The organism is Pseudomonas sp. Z2-11 (assembly GCF_054161305.1).
The window spans coordinates 547,662-572,697 of the sequence record NZ_CP096395.1; the positions used below are offsets into that span (position 1 = coordinate 547,662).

21 protein-coding genes and 1 riboswitch are annotated in these 25,036 nt (G+C 62.2%); of the genes, 14 read left to right on the top strand and 7 right to left on the bottom strand.

Going from position 1 to position 25,036, the window contains the following annotated elements:
- Positions 1–6 precede the first annotated feature (6 nt).
- Together M1E16_RS02325 and hldE are read left to right on the top strand one after the other, a co-directional pair.
- Complete coding sequence (locus M1E16_RS02325; protein ID WP_458129102.1) at positions 7–1,440, top strand: PIG-L deacetylase family protein; 1,434 nt, start codon at positions 7–9, stop codon at positions 1,438–1,440.
- 115 nt (positions 1,441–1,555) lie between these two features.
- Positions 1,556–2,977 (top strand): bifunctional D-glycero-beta-D-manno-heptose-7-phosphate kinase/D-glycero-beta-D-manno-heptose 1-phosphate adenylyltransferase HldE, encoded by a 1,422-nt coding sequence (hldE, locus tag M1E16_RS02330; protein ID WP_434570040.1) that lies wholly within the window; start codon positions 1,556–1,558, stop codon positions 2,975–2,977.
- Between the two features lie 160 nt (positions 2,978–3,137).
- On the opposite strand, the gene M1E16_RS02335 is transcribed toward hldE, so the two are convergent.
- The 4 genes from M1E16_RS02335 to M1E16_RS02350 all read right to left on the bottom strand — a co-directional run bounded on the left by M1E16_RS02335 (position 3,138) and on the right by M1E16_RS02350 (position 6,671).
- Positions 3,138–4,103 carry a metal ABC transporter ATPase gene (locus tag M1E16_RS02335; protein ID WP_305497250.1) on the bottom strand — a complete coding sequence of 322 codons (966 nt, stop codon included), beginning with the start codon at positions 4,101–4,103 and terminating at the stop codon, positions 3,138–3,140.
- 33 nt (positions 4,104–4,136) lie between these two features.
- Entirely contained in the window at positions 4,137–4,949 is an 813-nt protein-coding gene (locus M1E16_RS02340; RefSeq protein WP_434653857.1) for an aldo/keto reductase, read from the bottom strand.
- Positions 4,946–6,121, bottom strand: a complete 1,176-nt coding sequence (locus tag M1E16_RS02345) for an NAD(P)/FAD-dependent oxidoreductase (protein WP_305497248.1) — start codon at positions 6,119–6,121, stop codon at positions 4,946–4,948. Before M1E16_RS02345 ends, M1E16_RS02340 begins: the two co-directional genes overlap by 4 nt.
- A 217-nt stretch (positions 6,122–6,338) precedes the next feature.
- The gene (locus M1E16_RS02350; RefSeq protein ID WP_305497247.1) at positions 6,339–6,671 is read right to left on the bottom strand and encodes a DMT family transporter; all 333 of its coding nucleotides are present in this window, start codon (positions 6,669–6,671) and stop codon (positions 6,339–6,341) included.
- A 103-nt stretch (positions 6,672–6,774) separates the two neighbouring features.
- Here M1E16_RS02350 and M1E16_RS02355 point away from each other — a divergent pair, with 103 nt between their 5' ends.
- Positions 6,775–7,665 (top strand): LysR family transcriptional regulator, encoded by an 891-nt coding sequence (locus M1E16_RS02355; RefSeq protein ID WP_434570036.1) that lies wholly within the window; start codon positions 6,775–6,777, stop codon positions 7,663–7,665.
- 22 nt (positions 7,666–7,687) lie between these two features.
- The gene (gene waaA, locus M1E16_RS02360) at positions 7,688–8,962 is read left to right on the top strand and encodes a lipid IV(A) 3-deoxy-D-manno-octulosonic acid transferase (protein ID WP_458129103.1); all 1,275 of its coding nucleotides are present in this window, start codon (positions 7,688–7,690) and stop codon (positions 8,960–8,962) included.
- Positions 8,963–9,121: 159 nt separating this feature from the next.
- Here the strand turns inward: waaA and M1E16_RS02365 are convergent, their stop codons facing one another.
- Positions 9,122–10,561 (bottom strand): TolC family outer membrane protein, encoded by a 1,440-nt coding sequence (locus tag M1E16_RS02365; RefSeq protein ID WP_458129104.1) that lies wholly within the window; start codon positions 10,559–10,561, stop codon positions 9,122–9,124.
- A 157-nt stretch (positions 10,562–10,718) separates the two neighbouring features.
- Positions 10,719–10,824, top strand: a riboswitch (TPP riboswitch).
- A 175-nt stretch (positions 10,825–10,999) separates the two neighbouring features.
- Between M1E16_RS02365 and thiC the strand changes: the two genes are divergently transcribed.
- A complete protein-coding gene (thiC, locus tag M1E16_RS02370; RefSeq protein WP_458129105.1) occupies positions 11,000–12,889 on the top strand; it encodes a phosphomethylpyrimidine synthase ThiC in 1,890 nt (629 codons plus the stop codon).
- 171 nt (positions 12,890–13,060) lie between these two features.
- A complete protein-coding gene (gene cytX / locus M1E16_RS02375) occupies positions 13,061–14,353 on the top strand; it encodes a putative hydroxymethylpyrimidine transporter CytX (protein ID WP_458129106.1) in 1,293 nt (430 codons plus the stop codon).
- On the opposite strand, the gene M1E16_RS02380 is transcribed toward cytX, so the two are convergent.
- Positions 14,322–15,068 (bottom strand): DUF3298 domain-containing protein, encoded by a 747-nt coding sequence (locus M1E16_RS02380; protein WP_434602640.1) that lies wholly within the window; start codon positions 15,066–15,068, stop codon positions 14,322–14,324. The genes cytX and M1E16_RS02380 overlap by 32 nt on opposite strands.
- 214 nt (positions 15,069–15,282) lie before the next feature.
- On the opposite strand from M1E16_RS02380, the gene M1E16_RS02385 reads away from it, so the two are divergent.
- From M1E16_RS02385 to M1E16_RS02400, 4 genes are all read left to right on the top strand, one after another.
- Entirely contained in the window at positions 15,283–15,900 is a 618-nt protein-coding gene (locus M1E16_RS02385) for an NUDIX domain-containing protein (RefSeq protein ID WP_434626392.1), read from the top strand.
- Complete coding sequence (locus M1E16_RS02390; RefSeq protein WP_434696054.1) at positions 15,891–16,343, top strand: DUF1249 domain-containing protein; 453 nt, start codon at positions 15,891–15,893, stop codon at positions 16,341–16,343. Before M1E16_RS02385 ends, M1E16_RS02390 begins: the two co-directional genes overlap by 10 nt.
- A gap of 98 nt (positions 16,344–16,441) precedes the next feature.
- On the top strand, positions 16,442–17,257 hold the full coding sequence (gene cpdA, locus M1E16_RS02395) for a 3',5'-cyclic-AMP phosphodiesterase (RefSeq protein ID WP_434696053.1): 816 nt from the start codon (positions 16,442–16,444) through the stop codon (positions 17,255–17,257).
- A gap of 274 nt (positions 17,258–17,531) precedes the next feature.
- Positions 17,532–18,707: an integrase core domain-containing protein gene (locus tag M1E16_RS02400; protein WP_458129049.1), complete on the top strand. Its 1,176-nt coding sequence runs from the start codon at positions 17,532–17,534 to the stop codon at positions 18,705–18,707.
- A gap of 585 nt (positions 18,708–19,292) precedes the next feature.
- Here M1E16_RS02400 and M1E16_RS02405 read toward each other — a convergent pair.
- On the bottom strand, positions 19,293–20,552 hold the full coding sequence (locus M1E16_RS02405) for an IS256 family transposase (RefSeq protein WP_434577927.1): 1,260 nt from the start codon (positions 20,550–20,552) through the stop codon (positions 19,293–19,295).
- 421 nt (positions 20,553–20,973) lie between these two features.
- Between M1E16_RS02405 and M1E16_RS02410 the strand changes: the two genes are divergently transcribed.
- Genes M1E16_RS02410 through M1E16_RS02425 form a run of 4 tightly spaced genes read left to right on the top strand, consistent with a single transcriptional unit; the run spans position 20,974 to position 25,032 of the window.
- Positions 20,974–21,582: a YqiA/YcfP family alpha/beta fold hydrolase gene (locus tag M1E16_RS02410; protein WP_305497232.1), complete on the top strand. Its 609-nt coding sequence runs from the start codon at positions 20,974–20,976 to the stop codon at positions 21,580–21,582.
- Positions 21,583–21,623: 41 nt separating this feature from the next.
- Positions 21,624–23,528: a DNA topoisomerase IV subunit B gene (parE, locus tag M1E16_RS02415; protein ID WP_434570021.1), complete on the top strand. Its 1,905-nt coding sequence runs from the start codon at positions 21,624–21,626 to the stop codon at positions 23,526–23,528.
- Entirely contained in the window at positions 23,528–24,514 is a 987-nt protein-coding gene (locus M1E16_RS02420) for an esterase-like activity of phytase family protein (protein ID WP_458129107.1), read from the top strand. Before parE ends, M1E16_RS02420 begins: the two co-directional genes overlap by 1 nt.
- Complete coding sequence (locus tag M1E16_RS02425; protein ID WP_458129108.1) at positions 24,511–25,032, top strand: retropepsin-like aspartic protease family protein; 522 nt, start codon at positions 24,511–24,513, stop codon at positions 25,030–25,032. The genes M1E16_RS02420 and M1E16_RS02425 overlap by 4 nt, the downstream gene beginning before the upstream one ends.
- The last annotated feature ends 4 nt before the right edge of the window (positions 25,033–25,036 follow it).

Genomic DNA, 25,036 nt, shown 5'->3' on the forward strand with positions numbered 1-25,036 from the left:
AGCACCGTGAGCGCACGCAAGCAGCAACTGCTCAAACGCCACCGTCAACGCAAGCGCCTGGTTCTGGCCGGCGCGCTGCTGGCGGCGCTGGTGCTCGGCTTCACGGTCTCGTGGTGGTCGTTGCCGGTGTTTCTCCTGTTGGGCTGGGTGGCTCATGAAGCGTGGTTCTCCGACCATCTGTTCTATGCTCCGAGCGATGATTATCGCTATGACTTTCCGCAAGATACCCCGCAATTTCCCGTCACGCTGAGCGGCGGACGGCTGCAGGTCACGGGTCAGTTCGATGCCCGGCAGACGCTGATCCTGCAGGTACGGGTAAAAAGTCGTTGGCTGGGGCGCTTCCTCGACCCACAGGTGTGGATCGGTGAGGATCGCCAGGATCTTGAACGGGGCGTCTGTGGCGAGCGCTTCCTCAATCTGTCCGGGCAAGGAACCGCGCTGACTACCGGAACCCTGGCCTTGCGCGGACGTTTTTGCAGCCTGGCTCCCCAGGCTACGTTGCATGTACTGAGCAACCCGGATTTCGCCCGGCAGCGCCTGCTGATCGTCGCGCCCCATGCCGATGACGCCGAACTCGCGGCGTTCGGGCTGTACAGCCGTGCCAGCGAGGTTGCGATCGTTACGCTGACCCAGGGTGAGATCGAGGCCGAGCGTTATCGCGACATGGGCCTGGATCCCGCCGAGGCCGCTCGTCTCAAGGGTCGCCTGCGCAGTTGGGACAGCCTGGCCGTGCCATTGTGGGGGGGCGTGGCGCAACAGCAGTGCGTGCAGCTGGGTTACTACTGCCTGCAATTGGAGGCCATGGCCAAGACGCCGGTCCAGGCCTTTGGCTCGCGAGAGTCGGGCGAGAGCGATATCCGCGAAGCCCGGCGGTTCAATGCCTTGAACCTGCCGGGTGACGCGGATGGCCTGCCGACGTGGCGCAACCTGGTGGCCGACCTTGCGCGGCTGCTCGAACATCACCGGCCCGAGGTGGTGCTGACGCCGCACCCCGAGCTGGACCCGCACAGCGATCATGTCGCCAGTACCCGGGCGCTGATGGAGGCGATCGAACTCAGCACCTGGCGGCCACAGACATTGCTGCTCTATGCCAATCACCTGCACGACAACGACCGCTGGCCGATGGGCCCGGCAGGCCATGGCATTGCGCTGCCGCCGGCCATCGAACCGTTGCCGGCCGATGGGTTGTGGAGCCCGTCGCTGGACGCCTCCACCCGCATGGACAAGGCCATGGCCCTGGGCATGCAGCATGACTTGCAGGGCCGACCTCCGTTCAAGCGACGGCTGCGCCGTATCATCCAGCGACTGCTGGCCGGGCGCCGCTGGCCCAGCACCGGAGAAGACGAATTTTTCCGCAAGGCGGTTCGGCGCCACGAGCTTTTCTGGGTCCGGCGGCTGAATGGGACGCCGCCGGAGGACGACCAGGCCCGTCGACCTTGAGCCGTCGAGGTGCCTCGGCCAGCCCGTGCATCTCATCCGATAACCGCCATGGACGAGCCTTCCCCAACCCTGTGCTAATATCGCGCCCCTGTTCATTTTGTATGTGGGATGCTCCATGAAGTTGTCCATGCCGCGATTCGATCAAGCCCCTGTATTGGTGGTCGGCGATGTCATGCTCGACCGCTATTGGCATGGCGGTACATCACGGATTTCCCCCGAGGCACCGGTGCCGGTGGTCAGGGTCGAGCATATCGAGGATCGGCCAGGTGGCGCCGCCAACGTCGCCCTGAACATTGCCGCGCTCGGCGCACCGGCGTCCCTGGTCGGCGTGACCGGCGACGACGAAGCCGCCGACAGCCTGGCCAACAGCCTCAAGGGCGCGGGCGTGCGGGCGATATTCCAGCGCATTGCGCACCAGCCGACGATCGTCAAGTTGCGGGTCATCAGCCGCCATCAGCAACTGTTGCGGATCGATTTCGAAGAACCGTTCGCCACCGATCCCCTGGCCCTTGGCGCCGAGGTCGATCAACTGCTCGAAGGTATCAAGGTGCTGGTGTTGTCGGACTACGGCAAGGGCGCCTTGAAAAATCACCAGACGCTGATCCAGGCGGCCCGGGCCCGGGGTATTCCGGTGTTGGCCGACCCCAAGGGCAAGGATTTTTCCATCTACCGTGGCGCGAGCCTGATCACCCCGAACCTAAGCGAATTCGAGACCATCGTCGGTGGCTGCGCCGACGAGCACGAGCTGGTGAGCAAAGGCGCACAGCTGATGCACGACCTGGAGCTCGGTGCGCTGCTGGTCACCCGGGGCGAACATGGCATGACCTTGTTGCGTCCCGATCATCCGGCGCTGCACCTGCCGGCCCGTGCCCGTGAGGTATTCGACGTGACGGGTGCCGGCGATACGGTGATTTCCACACTGGCGGCGGCCATCGCCGCTGGCGAGGAACTGCCCCATGCGGTGGCCCTGGCGAACCTCGCGGCCGGTATCGTGGTTGGCAAGCTGGGTACGGCGGCTATCAGCGCTCCGGAGCTGCGTCGCGCCATCCAGCGTGAAGAGGGTTCCGAGCGTGGCGTGCTCGGGCTGGAGCAGTTGCTGCTGGCCGTCGACGACGCCCGCGCGCACAACGAAACAATCGTGTTCACCAACGGTTGCTTTGACATCCTCCATGCCGGCCATGTGACGTACCTCGAACAGGCCAGGGCCCAAGGCGATCGCCTGATCGTCGCGGTCAACGACGATGCCTCCGTAAGCCGTCTCAAAGGGCCGGGCCGGCCGATCAACAGCGTTGACCGGCGCATGGCGGTGCTGGCCGGCCTTGGCGCGGTGGACTGGGTGATCAGCTTCAGTGAAGGCACGCCGGAAAACCTGCTGCGTCAGGTCAAGCCGGACGTGCTGGTCAAGGGTGGCGACTATGGCATCGACCAGGTCGTCGGCGCCGATATCGTCGCGGCTTATGGCGGCACCGTGAAGGTGCTGGGGCTGGTGGAGAACAGCTCGACGACGGCAATTGTGGAGAAGATCCGCAATAACTGAGCCATTGCCGTCGAGCTAGCTCCATGGCTGGGGAGCTTTTGTGGCGAGGGAGCTTGCTCCCGCTTGGGTGCGCAGCGCCCATGAAAAAAAAAGGGGGGTCGCTGCGCAACCCAGCGGGAGCAAGCTCCCTCGCCACAAGAGCATTTCCAGATCGCTGTGACTAACGCACCACCTTGCGTGGCACGATCTTCTTGAGCAGCTGCCGGGCCTTGCCCTTCAATCGGGTCAGCCCGGACTCTTTGCCTGGCGGCGTCAGCCCTTGCTGGCGCAGCCAGTCCTTCCAGCGAATCCGCTCCTCGCGCACCAGCCAGCCGTCCTGCCGGGCGAAGCTCTCCGCCAGATACAACCCTCGGGTGCTGGCCGGGTATAGCTGATCCTTCTTCAACGTATACAGCTCGGGCAAGGGTTGCCCGTCCTGCAGCGGCATCAGGTAGAGATCGGGCCGCTTGCGATCCAGGCGCGCGACCAGTTGGTCGCCCTCCAGCCGTTCATCGACATGGAAAAGGCTCAGGGACTTGGCTTCCTTGGGCACATCCAGGCGCAAATCGTAGATCAACTGCAGCGATGCCGTGGGCAAATGGACGTAGGCCCTTGGGCGTTCGATCAGTTGCAGGTTGGCGCAGCGCACCGGGCGAGCCGAGCCCGATAGCGGGGCCAGTCGAAACGGCAGGGCCTCGCGGTAATGCAGGGCGCTTGAATAGGGCGCCGGCAACCACGTGTCGTTGAAACGTCCGCCGAGCCAGCCTTCAGGGGTTTCCAGCAGGCATTCTTCGGCTATTTCGTTGATCGCGGTGAGCAGCGGCAGGTTCAATTCATGGGCCGGGACGTAGCCGGAAATCAGCTTGAGCACTACATCGCCGCGATCCTGTCGGCGTTGACGCACGAGCACCCAATAATCGCGGTTCTGCCAATGCAGCGTCAGGCGCACCGAGACGCCCAGGTTCGCCAGTTCCACGGAAAAACGCTCGGCATCGTCGACTGTCACGGGGCGGCGCCGCTGCAAAGTCTGGGCGAAATTCAGCGGCATGCCCACGCTCTGGTATGTCAGGCCTTCGGGCGTTGCTTCGACAGCGAGGGGCAGGGTCTTGAAGTTGCTCGGGTTTTTTCTGATGAGCGTACGCGGCATGTCGGCTCCTTGCTTAAGACCGCGTAGGCGGCGTCAGTTTTTACGCAGGACCTTGGCTACGGTCGCGACGTTATGGGCGAGGTGCAGCGGATTGATGGTGCCGACAATAGCACTGGCAACCCCGGGATGCTCAAACAACAGTTCGAAGCTGGTGCGAACCGGGTCTTCGCCGGGGCTCAGGCAGACGTGACCGCTGGCCAGGGCTTTTTTTACCAGGATCGCCTTGCCGTGCTCGCTTGCGTAGTCAATGACCGCCTTTTCGCTTCGTTCGTTCAGATTGTAGGTGACCATCGCGCAATCACCTTGCTCCAGAGCTTTCAAGCCACCGTCGACGGTCTTGCCGGAGAAACCGAAGCCACCGATCTTGCCCTCGCGCTTGAGGGCCGCCAGGGTCGGGTAGACCTCGCTGTCGTTGAGGATCGCCAGATCGTTGCCGTCCGAGTGCACCAGTACCAGGTCGATATACTCGGTTTCCAGGCGTTTGAGGCTGCGCTCCACCGAGAACCGCGTATGGGCGGCGCTGAAGTCGTGGCGCGACTGGCCATCACTGAATTCTTCACCGACCTTGCTGACGATCACCCAGTCGTGACGCTGGCCGCGCAGCAGTGGGCCGAGGCGTTCTTCGCTGTGCCCATAAGCCGGCGCGGTGTCGATCAGGTTGATGCCCAGCTCGCGGGCCAGCTTGAGCAGCATGCGCGCTTCGCTGTCATCCGGGATGCGAAAACCGTTGGGGTACTTGACGCCCTGGTCGCGGCCAAGCTTGACCGTGCCCAGGCCCAGGGGAGAAACCAGCGGGCCGTTATGGCCCAGCGGGCGATGCAGGTCGTGCAGGGTCGGTAGGCTCATGGCAACAATTGCTCCCAGGCGGGGACGCCCATGGGCGGTTTCGGCAGGGCCGGCAGCGGCGCGGGGTGGCTGGGCTGGATGCCGTCGCGTTGCAGCGCGGTGATGACCCGGTCGGAAAAATCCGGGGCCAGTGCCAGCTTGGTCGGCCAACCCACCAGCAGGCGTCCCTGCTCGGCGACAAAGGCATTGTCCGGACGGGTCAGGCCCGATTGCAGCGGTTCGGCGCGCGCGACCCGCAGCGTGGCCCATTGCGCCGTACTGAGGTCGATCCACGGCAGCAACTGGCTGATTTCTTTCTGGGCGACGGCAATCTGCGCGGCGGGTTCGCGGGCGACGGCATCGCCCTCGGCGAGGTCGCCACCCAGGTACCAGACCCACTGGCCATCGGCAGCCGGGTGGGTGGTCACGGTGACGCGTGGCTTCGGTCCGCCGCCCAGGCAGTGCGCATACAACGGCTTGAGGCTCGGCCCCTTGACCAGCACCATGTGCAGCGGCCGGGTCTGCATGGCCGGCTGATCCAGGCCCAGGGCCTTGAGCAAATCGGCAGTGCCACCGCCAGCGCTGAGAACAATGCGTTGGGCGCGGATCTCGCGGTCGTCGACCTTCAGTCCGACCAGCTCGCCCTGTTCGTGCAAGGGTTCGATGCGCTGTCCGGCCAGCAGGCTGTCGCCGGCCAGGTCCGCCAGGCGTGCAATCAGGCTGGGAACGTCCACCACCAGCTCGGCGAGGCGGTAGACCTTGCCCTTGAAGCGCTTGTCCTGCAGGGCCGGCGGCAGTTGCTCGCCCTTGACCTGGTCGACGCGACCGCGCACGGCCTTGCTGGCGAAGAAACTGGTCAGGTTGCCGGCCAGGGTGCCGGGAGACCAGAGATAATGAGCGTCGGACAACATGCGTACGCCGGACAGATCCAACTCACCGTCGCCCTTCAGGGCTTCGCGCCAGCGGCGCGGCATGTCGGCGATGGCTTCCGAGGCGCCGGTCAGGGCTCCGTGCAGCGCGTATTTGGCGCCCCCATGGATGATGCCCTGGGATTTGACACTCTGCCCGCCACCGAGGCTGGCGCTTTCCACCAGCACGGTTGAAAACCCCTGGCGGCGCAAGCGCGCGTTCAGCCAGAGGCCGGCGACTCCGGCGCCGACAATCAGGATGTCGGTGGAAATAACGGATGGCATGCAGCGACCTCAGTGTTCAAGACGAGGGCGCAGTATACAGACTCGGTGCGGGTGGAATTTGCTGATGGTCAAGGTGACAAGTTGCGAAAGGCGTTTGTGGCGAGGGAGCTTGCTCCCGCTGGGCTGCGTAGCGGCCCTGAAGGCTTGGGACCGCTGCGCGATCCAGCGGGAGCAAGCTCCCTCGCCACGATGCATTCCAGTCCATAAACAATGTGTTTCAGTGCCCGGCGGTTTTGGAAAACAACTGAATCACCACCACCCCCAGCACGATCAACGCCATCCCCAGCATCGCCGGTACGTCGAGTTTCTGGCCGTAGATGAACAGCGCCGCCACGCTGACCATGACGATGCCCATCCCGGCCCAGACCGCGTAGGCCACGCCTACCGGTACGGTGCGCACCACCAGCGTCAGCATCCAGAACGCAATGCCGTAACCGGCGACGACCAGCAGCAGGGGCAGCGGTGTGCTCAAGCCTTTGACCGCTTTCATCGAAACGGTGGCGATCACTTCAGCGCAGATGGCGATGGCCAGGTAGTAGTAGGCGTTCATGGGCAGATCCTCATTGGCGGTTGCGTGTTTCGATGGGGACATTCTAGAGAACGAGCAGATGCGGTAAAGTCATTACCTATCTGTAATGGAGATAGGTTGCGCCATGAATGTTCAATGGAATCTGGAGCAGTTGCGGCTGTTTGTCGGTGTGGCCGAGAAACGCTCGTTTTCAGCCGTGGCTAGGGACCAGCGCAAGGCGCAATCGGCCATCAGCAGCGCGATTGCCCTGCTCGAAGCCGACCTTGGCGTGAACCTGTTCGAGCGCAGCAGCGGCCGCCAGCCCCGGCTCACCGATGCGGGCGAGACGCTGCTGGAAGAGGCGCGGGAAGTGTTGCGCCAATGCGAGCGGCTCAACGGTCGAGCCCTGGCCTTGATGCGCGGGCAGGAGGCTTCGCTGCGCCTGGCCCAGGATGAAGCCATGCCCTATCAACCGGTAATCGACAGCCTGGTGGCGCTGGCCGAGCAGTTTCCAACGCTCGAAGTGCAGCTTGCCAGCGCCGCCCAGGGCGACGTGGCGCGCAAACTGGTGGAGCGTCGCGCCGATCTCGGCTTGCTGTTCTATCACGACCAGATCCCAGAGGCGCTGGAGCGGCGCGTGCTGGGCAGCGTCGAGATGGTCACGGTGTGTGGCCGGGGCCATCCACTGGCGCACCATGGTTATGTGTCGTGCCGGGAAATGGCCCGGCACCGGCAGTTGCTGATGGCGACCCAGACCAGCGTCTACCCCGGCAGCGAGCAGGCCAGCCCGCAGGTCTGGCGCGCCGACAGCTTCTATGTGCTCGCCGAATGGCTCAGAAGTGGCCTGGGCTGGGCCTGGCTCCCTCGCCACGTTGTGCAATACCCGGCCTATCTGGGAGAGATGGTCGAGCTGAGCAGCGAATGGACCCCGCCGGCCCTGGTGGTGGAGCTGGTCTGGCGTCGCGATGAACCGCTGGGCCCGGCCGCGCGCTGGCTGGCGGAACGTTTTGCCGTGCAGTTGCAGGCGATCGGCTGAAAAACCGATAAACTCCGCCGCCATGAACAGAACTCTCTATAGCGCATTGTTTTATCTGGGGCTGCCGCTGGTGGCGATTCGGCTGTGGTTGCGGGCGCGCAAGGCCCCGGCGTATGCCCGCCGCATCGGCGAGCGGTTTGCGTGGGGCTTGCCGGCACTGGTTCCGGGCGGCATCTGGGTCCACGCGGTGTCGGTGGGCGAAAGCATTGCCGCCGCGCCGATGATCCGCGCCTTGCTGCAACGTTATCCACAGCTGCCGATCACGGTGACGTGCATGACGCCCACCGGTTCGGAGCGGATCAAGGCGTTGTTCGCCGAGGAGCCGCGCGTCCAGCACTGCTATCTGCCTTATGACCTGCCTTGCGCGGCCAGGCGTTTTCTCGATCAGGTCCGGCCGAAACTGGCGGTGATCATGGAAACCGAGCTGTGGCCCAACCACATCCATCAGTGCGCCAGGCGCGGCATCCCGGTGGCGTTGGCCAATGCCCGGCTGTCGGAGCGTTCGGCGCGCGGCTATGCCCGTTTTCCCAAACTGACCCGGCCGATGCTCGGCGAGATGAGCCTGTTTGCCGTGCAAACCGAAGCCGAGGCCGAGCGGTTTCGCCAACTCGGTGCCCGAGCCGAAACCGTCGAGGTGACGGGCTCGATCAAGTTCGACTTGACCGTCGATCCGCAACTGCTCGAAAGCGCCAGCGCCTTGCGCCGCCAATGGCAAGCCGTGGACCGCCCGGTGTGGATCGCCGCCAGCACCCATGACGGCGAGGATGAAGTGGTATTGGCAGCCCACCAACGGCTGCTCGCCAGTTATCCCGATGCGTTGTTGATCCTGGTGCCGCGGCATCCGGAACGCTTCGATTCGGTGGCGCAGTTGTGTGAGCGTGAAGGTTTCGCCACGGTCCGGCGTTCCAGTGCGCAACCGGTCACTGCCCAGGCATCGGTGCTGCTGGGCGACACCATGGGCGAGCTGCTGTTTCTCTACGCGCTGGCCGACAGCGCTTTTGTCGGCGGCAGCCTGGTGCCCAACGGCGGGCACAACCTGCTCGAACCGGCGGCGCTGGCAAAACCGGTCCTCAGTGGCCCACACCTGTTCAACTTCCTCGAAATCGCCGCGCAACTACGGGCGGCCGGGGCGTTGCAGGAAGTCGAAGATGCCGAAAGCCTGGCCCTGGCGGTACAGCGCCTGTTCGAACTGCCCCGCGATGCCCAGCGCATGGCCGAGGCGGGGTTGAAGGTGATGCGCAGCAACCAGGGCGCGTTGCAGCGATTGCTGGACGGGTTGGGGCGGTTGCTCGATTGAGCCTTTGTGGCGAGGGAGCTTGCTCCCGCTCGGCTGCGAAGCAGTCGTAAAATCGGCACTACCGTTCTGGCTGGCGGAACGCGGTGACTGGCCTTGGGCCTGCTTGGCAGGCCAGCGGGAGCAAGCTCCCTCGCCACGGGGGGATTGCTTGCGGGTGTGCTACTGCGCCGGCCGAGCGCGCAGTTGCTGCGCGGCGGCCTGTGCCAGGTCCGGCGGCAGGAAGTCCTTGTCCGGGTTGTAATCGGGCTTGAGGTAGCGGGACAGGGCCTGCAGGTCTTCCGGGCTCAACGTCCCGGCGGCCTGTTTGAGGCGCAGATTGTCGAGGATGTAGTCGTACCGGGCGTTGTTGTAATCGCGCACCGAAGTGTACAGCTGGCGCTGGGCGTCGAGCACATCGACGATGTTGCGGGTGCCCACCTGATAGCCGATTTCCGTGGCGTCCACCGCGCTCTGGTTGGAAATGATCGACTGGCGCCGGGCCTGGACCTGTTCCACATCGGTGTTCACCGCGCGGTGCAGGTTGCGGGTGTTCTCCACCACCTGGCGGCGCAGGCCTTCGCGCTGCTGCTCGGTCTGGGTGAGTTGCGAGTAGGACTCGCGCACCTGGGAGCTGGTCAGCCCGCCGCTGTAGATCGGAATACTCAATTGCAGGCCGATGGTGCGTTGCTCCGCGTCGCCACCGTAGCGCTGGCCGGTGGGGCTCGGGTTGGTAAAGCCGAGGCCGTCGTTGTCACCTTTGCGGTACTGGGCGATTGCATCGAGGGTTGGCGCGTGGCCGGCCTTGCGCTGGCGCAAGGTGTCTTCGGCGGCGTCGACGGCGTAATTGCTGGCCAGCAGGTTGAGGTTCTGCTTGGCGGCAGTGTCGACCCAGGCCTTGGCGTCGTTGGGCGCCGGCGGCAGGATCGGCAGGGTGTGGACGACGCCCTGGATCGCATTGTATTGGCGGTTGGTCAGGGTGATCAGCGCTTCGAAGGCATCTTCGACCTGGCGCTGCGCGATGATCCGGTTGGCCCGGGCGGTATCGTAGCTGGCCTGGGATTGCAGCACGTCGGTCTTGTCCGACAGACCGACGTCGAAGCGTTCGTTGGACTGGTCGAGCTGGCGCCTGAACGCGGCTTCCTCGGCCTTGGTCGAGGCCAGGTTGTCCTGGCTGCGCAGCACATTGAAATAAGCTTCGGCGCTTTGCAGGATCAGGTTCTGCTCGGTGGCCGACAACTGCAGCGACGCTTGTTCGTTGACCGATTTGGCGGCCTGCAACTGGAACCAGCGGTCGGCGCGGAAAATCGGCTGGGACAGGGTGGCCTGGTACACCGTCGAGCTGCGGGTGGCGGTCATCGCCGGCTGGTCGAGTTCGGTGCGGGTGTTGTTCAGGTCGGCTCCGGCCGAAAGATTGGGCAACAGCCCGGCGCGGGCCTGGGGCACCACTTCTTTCTGGGCGCCGTATTGGGCGCGGGCGGCGGCCAGGTCGGCGTTGTTGTCCACCGCTTCCTGGTACACGCTGACCAGGTCGGTTCTGGTGGATAACGGGGCTTCGGCGGCCCAGGCCATTCCATTGGTCGCACAAGACACGGCAAGGGCCAGTGAGAGTTTGCGCAGCATGAGGCGATCCCTACGTTCAAGATTGAATGCGCATAACAGGCGCGCGGCGTAGCGAGTGTAGTTGCGCCTACGCACGGCAACAATCCTGTATATGCGCCATTCATCACGGCTTTTGCCCTGGCGATGGCGTTCTGCGCCGGTTGTGTCTAGACTGGCCGGGTTCTTGTCGGGGTGCCTTGCTATGAGGCTGAGATCGAATAATTTCGGATCCCGTTGAACCTGATCAGGTTAGCGCCTGCGTAGGGAACAAGATTTCTCGTCACCCGGCGAGTCCTCTTGTGCTTCGTCCGGGATGTTGTTCGACAATCGACTTTCGATCTTCGAACAGGCTCGAGCAGCAAGCACAGCGTTCGCACTTTCGTGCAGGGACGCGTCCATTCGCCACAGGTTCGCTCCGACAAAAATCCACTGCCTGGATGTGTGTCTGGAGAGCCCGTGATGACGACAAAATCAAAAAACGCGACCAACCTCAGTGAATCGGCCCAGGTCGATCAGCAATCGGTCCAACCGTTTACCCGCTCGCAAAAAATCTACGTCCAGGGCAGTCGCCCGGATATCCGCGTGCCGATGCGCGAAATCAGCCTCGACGTGACCCCCACCGACTTCGGCGGCGAAATCAACGCGCCAGTGGTGGTGTATGACACCTCGGGGCCCTACACCGACCCGAACGTGACCATTGATGTGCGCAAGGGCCTGGCCGATGTGCGCTCGCCGTGGATCGAAGCCCGTGGCGACACCGAGCGTCTCGCCGGCCTGAGTTCCAATTTCGGCCAGGAACGCCTGGCCGATCCCGAGCTGACCAAGCTGCGCTTCGCTCACGTAAACAACCCGCGTCGCGCCAAGCCGGGCGCCAACGTCAGCCAGATGCACTACGCGCGCCAAGGCATCATCACCGCCGAGATGGAATACGTCGCCATCCGCGAAAACATGAAGCTGGAAGTGGCCCGCGCCGCCGGCCTGCTGGACCAGCAACATGCTGGTCACAGCTTCGGCGCCAGCGTGCCGAAAGTCATCACCCCGGAATTCGTCCGTGACGAAATCGCCCGTGGCCGCGCGATCATCCCGGCCAACATCAACCACACCGAACTGGAACCGATGATCATCGGCCGTAACTTCCTGGTGAAGATCAACGGCAACATCGGCAACAGCGCGCTGGGTTCGTCCATCGAAGAAGAAGTGGCGAAGCTGACATGGGGCATCCGCTGGGGTTCGGACACGGTCATGGACCTGTCCACCGGCAAGCACATCCACGAAACCCGCGAATGGATCATCCGCAACTCGCCGGTGCCGATCGGCACCGTGCCGATCTACCAGGCCCTGGAAAAAGTCGGCGGCGCGGCCGAAGACCTGACCTGGGAGTTGTTTCGCGACACGCTGATCGAACAGGCCGAGCAGGGTGTCGACTACTTCACCATCCATGCCGGCGTGTTGCTGCGTTATGTGCCGATGACCGCCAAGCGCGTCACCGGTATCGTCAGCCGTGGCGGTTCGATCATGGCCAAGTGGTGCCTGGCGCACCACAAGGAGAACTTCCTCTACACCCACTTCGAAGACATCTGCGAAATCATGAAGGCCTACGACGTCAGCTTCTCGCTGGGCGACGGCCTGCGTCCGGGCTCGATTGCCGACGCCAACGACGAAGCGCAGTTCGGCGAGCTGGAAACCCTCGGCGAGCTGACCAAGATCGCCTGGAAGCACGACGTGCAATGCATGATCGAAGGCCCCGGCCACGTGCCGATGCAGCTGATCAAGGAGAACATGGACAAGCAGCTGGAATGCTGTGACGAGGCGCCGTTCTACACCCTCGGCCCGCTGACCACCGACATTGCGCCGGGCTACGATCACATCACCTCCGGCATCGGCGCGGCGATGATCGGCTGGTTCGGGTGCGCGATGCTCTGCTACGTCACGCCGAAGGAACACCTCGGCTTGCCGAACAAGGATGACGTCAAGACGGGAATCATCACTTACAAAATCGCCGCGCATGCTGCCGATCTGGCCAAAGGGCATCCGGGCGCGCAGATCCGTGACAACGCCTTGAGCAAGGCGCGGTTCGAGTTCCGCTGGGAAGACCAGTTCAACCTCGGCCTCGACCCGGACACCGCCCGCTCGTACCACGACGAAACGCTGCCGAAGGATTCGGCCAAGGTCGCGCATTTCTGTTCGATGTGCGGGCCGAAATTCTGCTCGATGAAAATCACCCAGGAAGTGCGCGAGTACGCGGCCAACCAGCGCATTGAAGCGGTGGATGTCGAGGTCGCCCAAGGCCTGGCGGAGCAGGCGGAGCGGTTCAAGAAGGAAGGTAGTCAGCTTTACAAGAAAGTGTGATCTGCGCTGAGGGCGGTGGTGATCTTGCCGCCGCCTTCGCGAGCAGGCTCGCTCCCACAATGGATCTGCGGTGAACACAAGATTTGTGAACCACCGACTTCCACTGTGGGAGCGAGCCTGCTCGCGAAAGCCATCACCAGAACAACAATTATCTCTCTGAGAAAACAACCCTTGAACATCCAACCCAGCACCTATTCCCCAGACACCGCGGTGCCCCTGGATAAACGCTTCTTCGGCGCCCGCGATCTGTTTTCCCTGTGGTTCTCCTTGGGCATCGGCCTGATGGTCTTGCAGGTCGGCGCCTTGCTTGCGCCGGGCCTGGGCTTGAGCGGTTCGTTGCTGGCGATTTTCCTCGGCACGCTGGTGGGCGTCCTGCTATTGGCGGCGGTCGGGGTGATTGGCAGCGACACCGGCCTGTCGGCCATGGCCGCGCTCAAGCTCAGCCTCGGTGGCAAGGGCGCGAGCGTGCCGGCGCTGTTGAACCTGTTGCAGTTGATCGGCTGGGGCTCGTTCGAAATCATCGTCATGCGCGACGCCGCCAGCCTGCTCGGCGCGCGGGCGTTCAGCGAAGGCAGCCTGGGCTCGAATCCATTGCTGTGGACGCTGTTCTTCGGCGCGTTGGCGACCCTGCTCGCGGTGAGCGGGCCGCTGACCTTCGTACGCAAAATCCTGCGCAAATGGGGCATCTGGTTGCTGCTGGCGGCGTGCATCTGGTTGACCTGGAACCTGTTCGCCAAGGCCGATCTGCCGGCGCTGTGGGCCCAGGCCGGCGACGGTTCGATGTCGCTGGCGGTGGGTTTTGACATCGCCATCGCCATGCCGCTGTCCTGGTTGCCGCTGATCGCCGACTACTCGCGTTTCGGCAAACGCGCCAGAAACGTCTTCGGCGGCACGGCCGTGGGGTTCTTCATCGGTAACGTCTGGCTGATGAGCCTGGGCGTGGCCTACACCCTGGCGTTCGCGCCGAGCGGTGAAGTCAATGCGTTGCTGCTGGCCCTGGCCGGTGCCGGGTTGGGCATTCCGTTGCTGCTGATCCTGCTGGACGAGTCGGAGAACGCTTTCGCCGACATCCACTCGGCGGCGGTGTCGACGAGCATGTTGTCGGGGCTGAAGGTCGAGCACCTGGCCTTGGCGATTGGTGTCATCTGCACCGTGATCGCCTGCTTCGCGCCGCTGGCTCAGTACCAGAACTTCCTGTTGCTGATCGGCTCGGTGTTCGCGCCGCTGTTTGGCGTGGTACTGGTGGATCACTTCATCCTGCGCAAGCGCAGCAGCCAGGTGCGCTCGGTCGCGTTGCGCTGGCCGGCGTTGTTGGCCTGGCTGGGCGGGGTGAGTACCTACCACCTGCTGGCCAACTTCTATCCGGACATCGGCGCTACCCTGCCGTCGCTGATCCTGGCAGGGGTGCTGCAATTGTTGCTGGGCCGGGCTTTCAGCTACGGCCGGGAAACAGCTCGGGCTTGAGGATGCCGTTGAGACGTGGGTAGGCGATTTTCAGTTCGATGTGGCCCAGGGCGTACGGCGCGATGGTGCTCACTTCGTATTTGAGGATCACCCCACCGTAGGTCAGCGCGATGTGCGGGGTTTTCTGGAAAGACCACTGCTTCAGGAATTCCGGTTCCTGATCCAGCTTGGTGCTGATCAGCCAGCTGTTGTGGGCCACTTGGGCGGCTTTCCAGAAGGCTTCTTCCTGGCCCGGCAGCAGCATGTCCGACAGCGTCAGCACTTTTTGCTGCTGGCGCGAATAATTGATGAAACCGCGACCAGGGGTGCCGTGAGCGCCGCCGGTGTCCAGGTAGCTGGACAGTTCGATGATCACCAGGCCGTCATGTTGCTCACGTACCTTGGCCTGCAGATAGCTGCTGTTGCGCGGTGCGGCGCTGCGCAGAAACTGTTCGCGATAGGCGGCCAGCGTCGGCGCCACCGGGGCGTCCGGGGTGGTGCGGGTCATTTGCAGCAGACGTTTCTCGATGATGCCATCCAGCGCGGGCTCGGTAGGGAAATGCAGGGTGTCGATGTTGACCAGCGGGCAGTCGGCGCTGGCGCAGCCAGGCTGCAATTGCTCCGACGCATCGCGAGTGGTCTCCAGCGGGGCGCGGTAATTGGGTTGGAACAGGCTCTGGCAAGCGCCCAGGATCAGGGCAATGGCGGCCAGCGAAGCAATCTTGAAAAGCGACATGGGCGTCCTTCGTGAAACAGGGAAAGGCAAAAAGTTACCCGCTTCGACTGTCGGCAGGGCAATCAGTTCGCCACTAAGCTCATTAGAGTTCTTTCACCTTCTGCCGTCCATCCCGATCAGTGGAAAGGGGCTGCATCAAACGGTACGGGCGCGTTAGGATGGCGCGAAGCCGAGGTTGGAACCTCGCATCGTTCCACTGCACACGAGGATTGTCATGACCGATTTCGCCAACGCCACACCGAGCAACGTGGACATCGTCAAGCGTGAAACCTGCTTCAAGGGTTTCTATAAGCTCGACCGCCTCGTCTTGCGCCACGAGCTGTTTGCCGGTGGCATGAGCCGTGAGATCAGTCGTGAACTGTTTGTACGTCATGATGCGGTGTGTGTGCTGCCCTACGATCCGCAGCGCGACGAAGTGGTATTGATAGAGCAGTTTCGCGTGGGTGCCATTGGCAAGGCCGCCAATCCCTGGTTGGTTGAACTGGTGGCTGGTCTGATCGACAAGGACGAGCAACCGGAAGAAGTTGCTCATCGCGAAGCGCAGGAGGAAGCTGGGCTGGTCTTCGCTGCGCTCTGGCCGATGACCAAGTATTTCCCGTCGCCGGGCGGCAGCAATGAGTTCGTGCATCTTTACCTGGGGCGTTGCGACAGTACGGGGGCCGGCGGCCTGCATGGCCTGCTGGAAGAGGCTGAAGATATCCGCGTGAAGACCTGGGCTTTCGAAGACGCCCTGCAAGCGGTGCGCGACGGACGTATCTGCAACGCGGCCAGCATCATTGCCTTGCAATGGCTGGCCTTGAATCGAGATGAAGTGAGGGGGCTATGGTCCTGAACAAGCTGCGCGATCGTTATCGCGTCGACCTGGTGGGGTTGCAGGCTGCCTGCGAGGCCAACTACGCTCGCCTGATGCGCTTGTTGCCGGACATGCGCAACGAGCCGGCACCGCGCCGCATCGCCGTGACCCACGGCGACCAGATGCTCGGCGTACTGGCCCTGGAAGTGCTGCAGACCTGTCCCTACACCACCACATTGCAGGTGCGCCAGGAGCACAGCCTGCCCTGGCTGCCGGTGCCGCAGCTGGAAGTGCAGGTCTATCACGATGCACGCATGGCCGAAGTGGTCAGCGCCGAACATGCACGACGCTTTCGCGGCATCTATCCTTACCCCAATGCGTCAATGCACCAGCCGGACGAAAAGGCCCAGTTGAACCTGTTCCTGGGCGAGTGGCTGAGTCATTGCCTGGCGCTGGGCCACGAGTTCGAAGTCGTACGGTAGTTGTGAACCGGTTCCGGTTCGCGGGTTTCCCCTTTCGATCATCCCCCAGCATAATTGCCGCTCATGCAACGGCGTGATTGCGCCTGGGAGAAAGCGATTTGCCGAGCGTATCCAGCTTGACCACTGCCGACGCGGCGCTGCTGGTCCAACTGTCTGACAGCCATTTGTTCGCCGAGGCCGATGCTTCGTTGCTGGGTATGAACACCCGTGACAGCTTGCGGGCGGTGGTTGACCTGGTACTCCAGCAGCAACCGAACGTTGACCTGATGCTCGCCACTGGCGACTTGTCCCAGGACGGTACGCTGCAATCCTACGAGGCATTTCGGCAACTGACTGCGCGTATCGATGCGCCGGCGCGGTGGATTCCGGGCAATCATGATGAGCCGCAGGTGATGCTTGAGGCGGCGGTCCAGAGCACGTTGCTCGATCCGGTGGTGGACATCGGCAACTGGCGAGTCACTCTGCTGGATTCAGCCGTGCCAGGTTCGGTGCCGGGTTTTTTGGCCGAGGAGCAGTTGATTCTGTTGGCCAATGCCTTGAGCGAGGCGCCGGAGCGGCATCATCTGGTGTGTCTGCATCATCATCCGGTGTCGATTGGTTGTGCGTGGATGGAGCCGATCGGGTTGCGCAATCCGGAGGCGCTGTTTGCGGTGTTGGATCGGTTTCCGCAGGTGCGGGCGGTGTTGTGGGGGCATGTGCATCAGGAAATAGACCGGGTGCGCGAGGGGGTTCGTTTGTTGGCTTCGCCTTCGACCTGTATTCAGTTTGAGCCTGGGAGTGAGGATTTTGCGGTGGGCTCGCAGGCGCCAGGGTATCGGTGGTTGCGGTTGTTGCCGGATGGGCGGTTGGAGACAGGAGTTGAGCGGGTGGTTGGGTTTGCGTTTAAGCCTGACTACGGATCCAACGGCTACTGAGTTCGATCAAACTGGACTGACCCCAAACTGTGGGAGCGAGCTTGCTCGCGAAGGCGGCCTTGCAGCCGGCCAGGGGTTTGTTGACCGGGTACATATCCATTTCTGCGGTAACGGCTGCTTAGGGTTCCGCCCTTACGGCGGGTCACTTTTTTCAGACGCCAAAAAAGTAACCAAAAAGGCTTTGCGGTATGACTCACCCACATAGGTTACAAATCAGTTCACTCACATAGGTAACAGTTTTTAACTGGCAGGGTCGGTTTTCGAGGATCTGACCATGCCATGGCGAGAGCTGAAACCTATGGACCTGAAACTGCTATTCATCGCGGACTACATCAAAGGCCCGCCAAGCTTCAGTGCGCTTTGCCAGGCTTACGAGATCAGTCGCAAGACTGGCTATAAATGGGTCGAGCGGTATGAGAAGGAAGGGCCGGCGGGACTGGAAGAACATAGTCGTCGTCGGCTTACCCAGGAATGGGTAGTGCCCCTGGCTGTCCGTGAGGCGATCATTGAATTACGCGGTCGGGGTGAGACAGAGCCTGGCCCCAAGAAAATTCAGGCGGCTTTGCTCGAGCGTTTCCCTGACCAGACGCCGCCATCAAAGACGTCGATCTACAACATTCTAAAGAAAGCTGAGCTGGTCAAACCACGCCGATTGCGTCAACGGGTGGCGGTTTATCCCAAACCACTGCAGAAAGCAGAGGCTCCCAACCAGCTATTCAGCGCCGATTACAAAGGCCAGTTCCTGACAGGTGCGGGTGTCTGGTGCTATCCATTGACGATCATGGACCATGCCAGTCGTTTCTTGCTCGCTTGCCACAGCATGGCTAACACCAACTTCCAGGAAACCCAGGCGGTGTTTACTCAGGTGTTTCGTGAGCATGGTCTGCCGGAGCGCATTCGTACCGACAATGGTGTTCCGTTTGCGAGCAAAGGGCGTGCGGGCCTTTCCCAATTATCCATCTGGTGGTTGCGTCTAGGGATCATTCCTGAGCGGATCGCACCCGGCAGGCCGGAGCAAAATGGCCGGCATGAACGTATGCATCGAACGTTGAAAAGTACTCTTCCGTCACCACCAGCGGTAGCGTGGGAGGCCCAACAACGGCACTTTGATCGTTTCAGGCAACATTACAACTATGAGCGTTTCCACGAGGCTCTAAAGCAGAAGACACCCGCGTCCTGCTATGAGCCTTCGTCCCGCCAATACCCTGAGAAGCTTCCTGATATGACCTACCCGAGCCATATCGATAGCCTCCAAGCGGACTGCTCGGGCATCGTCAATCGTCGTGGTCTAAGGATCTACGTCGGCTATGTGCTCAAGCACCAGACCATTGGACTGGAGCAAATAGAGGACGGGATCTGGGATGTTATCTTCGGCCCAATCATCCTTGGACGGATTGACGTAAGAGATGCCATTGATGGCTACGTGACACTCCGGGTGTTACCTATGTGAGTGCACTTTTTTGTAACCCATGTGGGTGATCCGTATATTGCCCCACCACTCCGTGCCTCGCCAAGGCTCGGCATGCCCTCACTCCGGCATTGCTCCGTAGGCCCGCCGCGAAGGGCCGTCCCTGGCCCAGCGCGGCTATCCCGGCATCCATGCCGGGATGCCCACTGCGCAATGCCTGCGTTCGGCCATCGTGGTTAACGGGGCGTCTCAGATCAAGATCAAGATCAAGATCAAGATCAAGATCAAGATCAAGATCAAGATCAAGATCAAGATCAAGGTCCGCGCGAGGCGGCCTGGCAGCCGGCCTGATTCTCGCGGGGGTACGCCGGTTTCATTGTGGGAGCGAGCCTGCTCGCGATGGCGGGCGGCAGCCTGCCAGGGTTGTGGGAGCGGTCGGAAGACCTTTCTGACGCAAGCGGATTTTTCCGACGAGTGCTGGCGGTTGCTGGGTGGGAAGGGCTGTCGCTAGTTTTTTCCTGTCGCTGCAAATTCAGCGACCGGGCTTGGAAACCCGATAAGTAAACTGGGAGTGTCAGATTTTTTGTGTGCGGGCCGGTAACGGCCTGCCGTTAGGCAGACCTTCATTTACCACGTCGGCCTGATGAACCGATCCCCGTACAGGATCGCGAACTGATTCATGGCGCTTTTCCAGTCATGGGCTGCACTGCCCCAGTTTGCGGTTATATTGCGCAAGCCCAGCCAGATTAACTTGGTGGCAGCTTCATCGGTTGGGAAGTGCCCCCTCGTTTTAATGATCTTGCGCAGTTGAGCGTTGATGCTCTCGATTGCATTGGTCGTGTAAATCACTTTCCGGATGGCGGGCGGAAAGACAAAAAACGGGATGACTCGATCCCAGGCGCGTCGCCAGGCAGCTACGATGGTTGGGTACTGTTTGCCCCAGGGGCCATTTTCGAACGAGTCCAAAGCCGCTTCGGCGGCCTCGGCGTTGATCGCTTGATAGATCGGCTTAAGCGCTTTGGCCAGTTCCCGACGTTTGTCCCAGGCTGCATAGTCGAGGCTGTTGCGGATCAGATGTACGATGCAGGTTTGCAAAGTCGTCTCAGGAAACACCGCGCTCAGGGCTTCTGGCATGCCTTTGAGACCATCGGTCACGGCAATCAGCACATCTTCGACTCCGCGTGTCTTGAGGTCATTGAAGACCTTCATCCAGAACTTGGCGCCTTCCGTTGTCTCGATCCAGATGCCCAAGATATCGCGGGTTCCGTCCGGTAATACGCCCAAGGCCAAGTAGATGGCCTTATTGCGGACCAGTCCTTCTTCCCTGATTTTGACCCGCAACGCGTCGAAGAAGATGACCGGATACATCTGCTCAAGCGGTCGTTGCTGCCAGGCGCCGATCTCCTCCATCACCGCGTCGGTGACCGAACTGATGAAGTCGTGCGAGACATCTGTCCCGTACTGTTCCAAGAGAAACGCGCGAATCTCGCGAACCGTCATGCCCCGAGCGTACATGGCGATGATCTTGTCATCGAACCCGGTAAAGCGCCGCTCATGCTTGGGAATCAGGATCGGCGCAAAGCTGCCATCGCGATCACGGGGAATCTCCAGACGAAGCGGACCGTCGTCTGTCAGAACGGTCTTGCCGCTTTTACCGTTGCGCTGGTTACTCGACTCCTCGGGACGCTCCGCGCCCTGAGGATAGCCAAGATGGTGGCCCAGCTCTGCGCCCAGGGCTCGCTCGATAAGCGCCTTCTTGAAGGCCATCGACGCATCCTGAATCGCCTCGGCAGTCATTGGGCCTTTGACGAACTGATCAATCAGCTCCTTCGGGATCGAAGGGAGCTCGGCTTTGGCCTCCAAGGCCGTCTTCTTTTTGGTTGGCATACATGCACCTCTTCAGCATGTTATGCCCGAACACAAAATTTCTGACAGTCCCAGTAAACTGCGCGAAAGCGCTCTCCATAACGTATGCTTCGGTCGTTTTTTGACCATGCTTCTGTTATGGCAGCTGTGCGCGGGAGACCTTCGGGTCTGCCGGGCTCGTTTACCTCGGTTTTCCAACCTGCGTACGGCTGCCACCCCCTCGCTTGGAAACGAACGTGGCAGCTCCACCTGTAGACGAGAGTTACCCTCATGCCCAAGATTACCCCCAACCCCCCAGAAACAATCGTTGAGCCGAGGCAATGGAGTTTTAACGGCTGACAAAGCTCCTTCGCCACGAAGACGGAGGGGTATTCGAAACCGCCCAAACTTCCACAAACTCCCTGTAAACTCCGGCCTTTGCCCAGCACCCAGGGAGTTGCCCATGTCGGGTTCGATCCTTTATATCCATGGCTTCAACAGTGCCCCGGCGTCGACCAAGGCCTGTCAACTGACCGAAGTGATGACGCGCCTCGGGCTGGGGGACCAGTTGCGGGTGCCGGCCTTGCATCACCATCCGCGCGAGGCGATTGCTCAGTTGGAGCAGGCGATCACAGAACTGGGGCGGCCGCTGCTGGTCGGCAGCTCGCTCGGCGGCTACTATGCGACTCACTTGGCCGAGCGCCACGGCCTCAAGGCCCTGTTGGTCAATCCGGCGGTCAGCCCGCATCGGATGTTCGACGGTTATCTGGGCACGCAGAAGAATTTGTACACCGACGAGACCTGGGAATTGACCCACGACCACGTGACGGCCCTGGCCGAGCTGGAGGTGCCGGCGCCCCGGGATCCGCAGCGGTTTCAGGTATGGTTGCAAACCGGTGACGAAACGCTGGATTATCGCCACGCCCAGCAGTATTACCGTGCCTGCGCGTTGCGTATCCAGGCCGGCGGCGACCACAGTTTCCAAGGGTTTGCCCAGCAGTTGCCGGCGTTATTGAGTTTTGCCGGCATTGGCGCCGATTTGTACCAGGCGATCGACTTCACCTCACTGTGAACCATTGCCTCTATTTCACTGAACACTGACGACGAGACCCCATGGCCACTCCCAGCGCTAGCTCCTATAACGCAGACGCCATCGAAGTCCTCTCGGGCCTCGACCCGGTGCGCAAGCGCCCCGGCATGTACACCGACACCAGTCGGCCGAATCACCTTGCCCAGGAAGTCATCGACAACAGCGTCGACGAAGCCTTGGCCGGGCACGCGAAGTCGGTGCAGGTCATCCTGCACGCCGATCATTCATTGGAAGTCAGCGATGACGGCCGCGGCATGCCAGTGGACATTCACCCTGAAGAGGGTGTGTCGGGCGTCGAGCTGATCCTCACCAAGCTCCACGCCGGCGGCAAGTTTTCCAACAAGAACTACCAGTTCTCTGGCGGCCTGCACGGGGTGGGTATTTCCGTGGTCAACGCCTTGTCGACCCAGGTGCGGGTGCGGGTCAAGCGTGACGGCAACGAATACCAGATGACCTTCGCCGATGGCTACAAGGCCACCGAGCTGGAAGTGGTCGGCACCGTCGGCAAGCGCAACACCGGCACCAGCGTGTATTTCGCGCCGGACCCGAAGTACTTCGATTCACCGAAGTTTTCCGTCACTCGCCTCAAGCACGTCCTCAAAGCCAAGGCGGTGTTGTGCCCGGGGCTGCTGGTGAGTTTCGAGGACAAGGCCACCGGCGAGAAAGTCGAATGGCATTACGAGGACGGCCTTCGCTCGTACCTGGTCGATGCGGTCAACGGTTTCGAACGCCTGCCCAACGAGCCGTTCTGCGGCAGCCTGGCCGGTAACAAGGAAGCCGTGGACTGGGCGCTGCTGTGGCTGCCCGAGGGCGGCGAAAGCGTCCAGGAAAGCTACGTCAACCTGATCCCCACTGCCCAGGGCGGCACCCACGTCAACGGCTTGCGCCAGGGCCTGCTCGATGCGATGCGCGAGTTCTGTGAATTCCGTAACCTGCTGCCCCGTGGCGTCAAACTGGCGCCGGAAGACGTCTGGGAGCGCATCGCCTTCGTATTGTCGATGAAGATGCAGGAGCCGCAATTCTCCGGCCAGACCAAGGAGCGCCTGTCGTCCCGCGAGGCGGCTGCGTTTGTCTCCGGGGTGGTCAAGGATGCGTTCAGCCTGTGGCTCAATGCCAATCCGGAAACCGGCCTGGCCCTCGCCGAACTGGCGATCAACAACGCCGGCCGTCGCCTCAAGGCAAGCAAGAAGGTCGAGCGCAAGCGCATCACCCAGGGGCCGGCACTGCCGGGCAAGCTCGCCGATTGTGCCGGGCAGGACCCGATGCGCTCCGAGCTGTTCCTGGTGGAAGGTGACTCTGCCGGCGGCTCGGCCAAGCAGGCGCGGGACAAAGAGTTCCAGGCGATCCTGCCGCTGCGGGGCAAGATCCTCAACACTTGGGAAGTCGACGGCAGCGAAGTGCTGGCCAGTCAGGAAGTGCATAACATCGCGGTGGCCATCGGCGTCGATCCGGGCGCCGAGGACATGAGCCAGTTGCGTTACGGCAAGATCTGCATCCTCGCCGACGCCGACTCCGACGGCTTGCACATCGCCACCTTGCTCTGCGCCTTGTTCGTCCAGCATTTCCGCCCGCTGGTGGATGCCGGTCACGTCTATGTGGCGATGCCGCCGTTGTACCGTATCGACCTGGGCAAGGAGATCTACTACGCCCTGGATGAAGCCGAGCGCGACGGCATCCTTGATCGGCTGGTGGCCGAGAAAAAACGCGGCAAGCCGCAGGTCACCCGATTCAAAGGCCTGGGCGAGATGAACCCGCCGCAGTTGCGCGAAACCACCATGGACCCGAACACCCGTCGGCTGGTGCAGTTGACCCTGGATGATTTCGAAGCGACGTCGGAAATGATGGACATGTTGCTGGCGAAAAAACGCGCCGGCGACCGCAAGAACTGGCTTGAATCCAAGGGTGATCTGGCCGAGGTCCTGGCCTGATGCGCAACGGTTTCGCCCTGGCGTTGTTGCTGTGGGCGGGGGTGGTAGTCGCAGGGCCGGTGCCGGAACTGAAGTTGCTGTCCGAGCATGTCGTCGATGGTATGCGCGGCGGCAATCTGTCCGGGCTGGCCCTGTGTGGCAACGAGATGTGGACGGTATCCGATCGCGACGATGACCGGATTTATCGGCTCCAACCCTCCGATGCCCGGGCCTGGCAGGCCGAGGCTGTCGGTATCGAGGTGCCGGCCGTGCCGGAGAATGATTTGCCTTGGGGCTTGCAGTCGCGGACCTGGGCGGCATCGTTCGTGCGCGGTGGCGAACTGGACTACGAAGGCATCAGTTGCGACAGCGCCGGTCAGCGTTATGTGGTCAGCGAGTCCCACGCCGCCGTGCTGAGAATATCGCCGGCAGGCGAAGCAGCCTGGCTGAAAATCACCCCGACCATGCTCCGCCAGGCCCGGGGCAGCGGCATGCTGCTGCATTTTAATGCTCTGTTCGAAGGTGTGGCGGTCAACCCGGCTGGCGATCAGCTATGGCTGGCCGCCGAACGGGAGCGTCGTGGCCTGGTGTTGCTCAAGCGCCAGCAAACGGTGTGGGACTGCGACGGCAATTGCGTATTGTTGAGCGAAGCGGGGCAGGAGATGCAGCCGGCGCAGTTTCCCAAGGCCAAGGCGGTTTCCCGGGATTTCGCCGATCTGTCATTGTTCAACGGCAAGCTGTTTACCCTGGAGCGAAACGCCTATCAAATCTGCCGGCGTGACCCGCAGACCGCCAAGGTCGAGCGCTGCTGGTCGTTTGCGGGGGAGGCGTTGCAGGAAAATCGCCGTTATCCACAGCCCTTCGGCCTGGTCGAAGCGCTCATCGTCGACGCCGACGGCGCCTGGATCGGCGTGGACAACAACGACGGTGCGCGGGCTGACGGCGAGCAGCGGCCGGTTATCTGGCGCTTCGCCGCGCCCGAGGGTGGCTGGGGTGCCGCGCCATGAGCCAGCAACCACCGGGCAAGCGCGCCGGCCGGGTACTGATGATCCTGGCCTGGTGCGCGGCACTGTTTCTGGCAACGCGGTTTTTTGCCCAGTGGGAGCAGCGAGAGCTCAACCCCAATGCCGAGGTGCATTCGCAGAAGGGCGAAGGTTTTATCGAGGTAAAGCTGATCGGCAACCGGCAGGGACATTTTGTCGCCAGCGGCCAGATCAACGGCCGGCCGGTGGATTTCATGCTCGACACCGGGGCCACCGACGTGGCGATCCCGCAGGAGTTGGCCGAGCGCCTCAAGCTGGAAAAAGGTCTTGGCGTGAGGTTGAGCACCGCCAATGGTTTGAGCGAAGGCTACCGCACCCGTATCGACCGGCTGCAATTGGGTGACATCGTGTTGCGTGATGTCCGTGCCCTGGTGGCGCCAGGCCTGGAAGGCACGCAAGTGCTGCTGGGCATGAGCGCCCTGAACAAACTTGAATTTACCCAGCGCGACGGCACCATGCTGCTGCGCCAGACAACGAACTGATGAG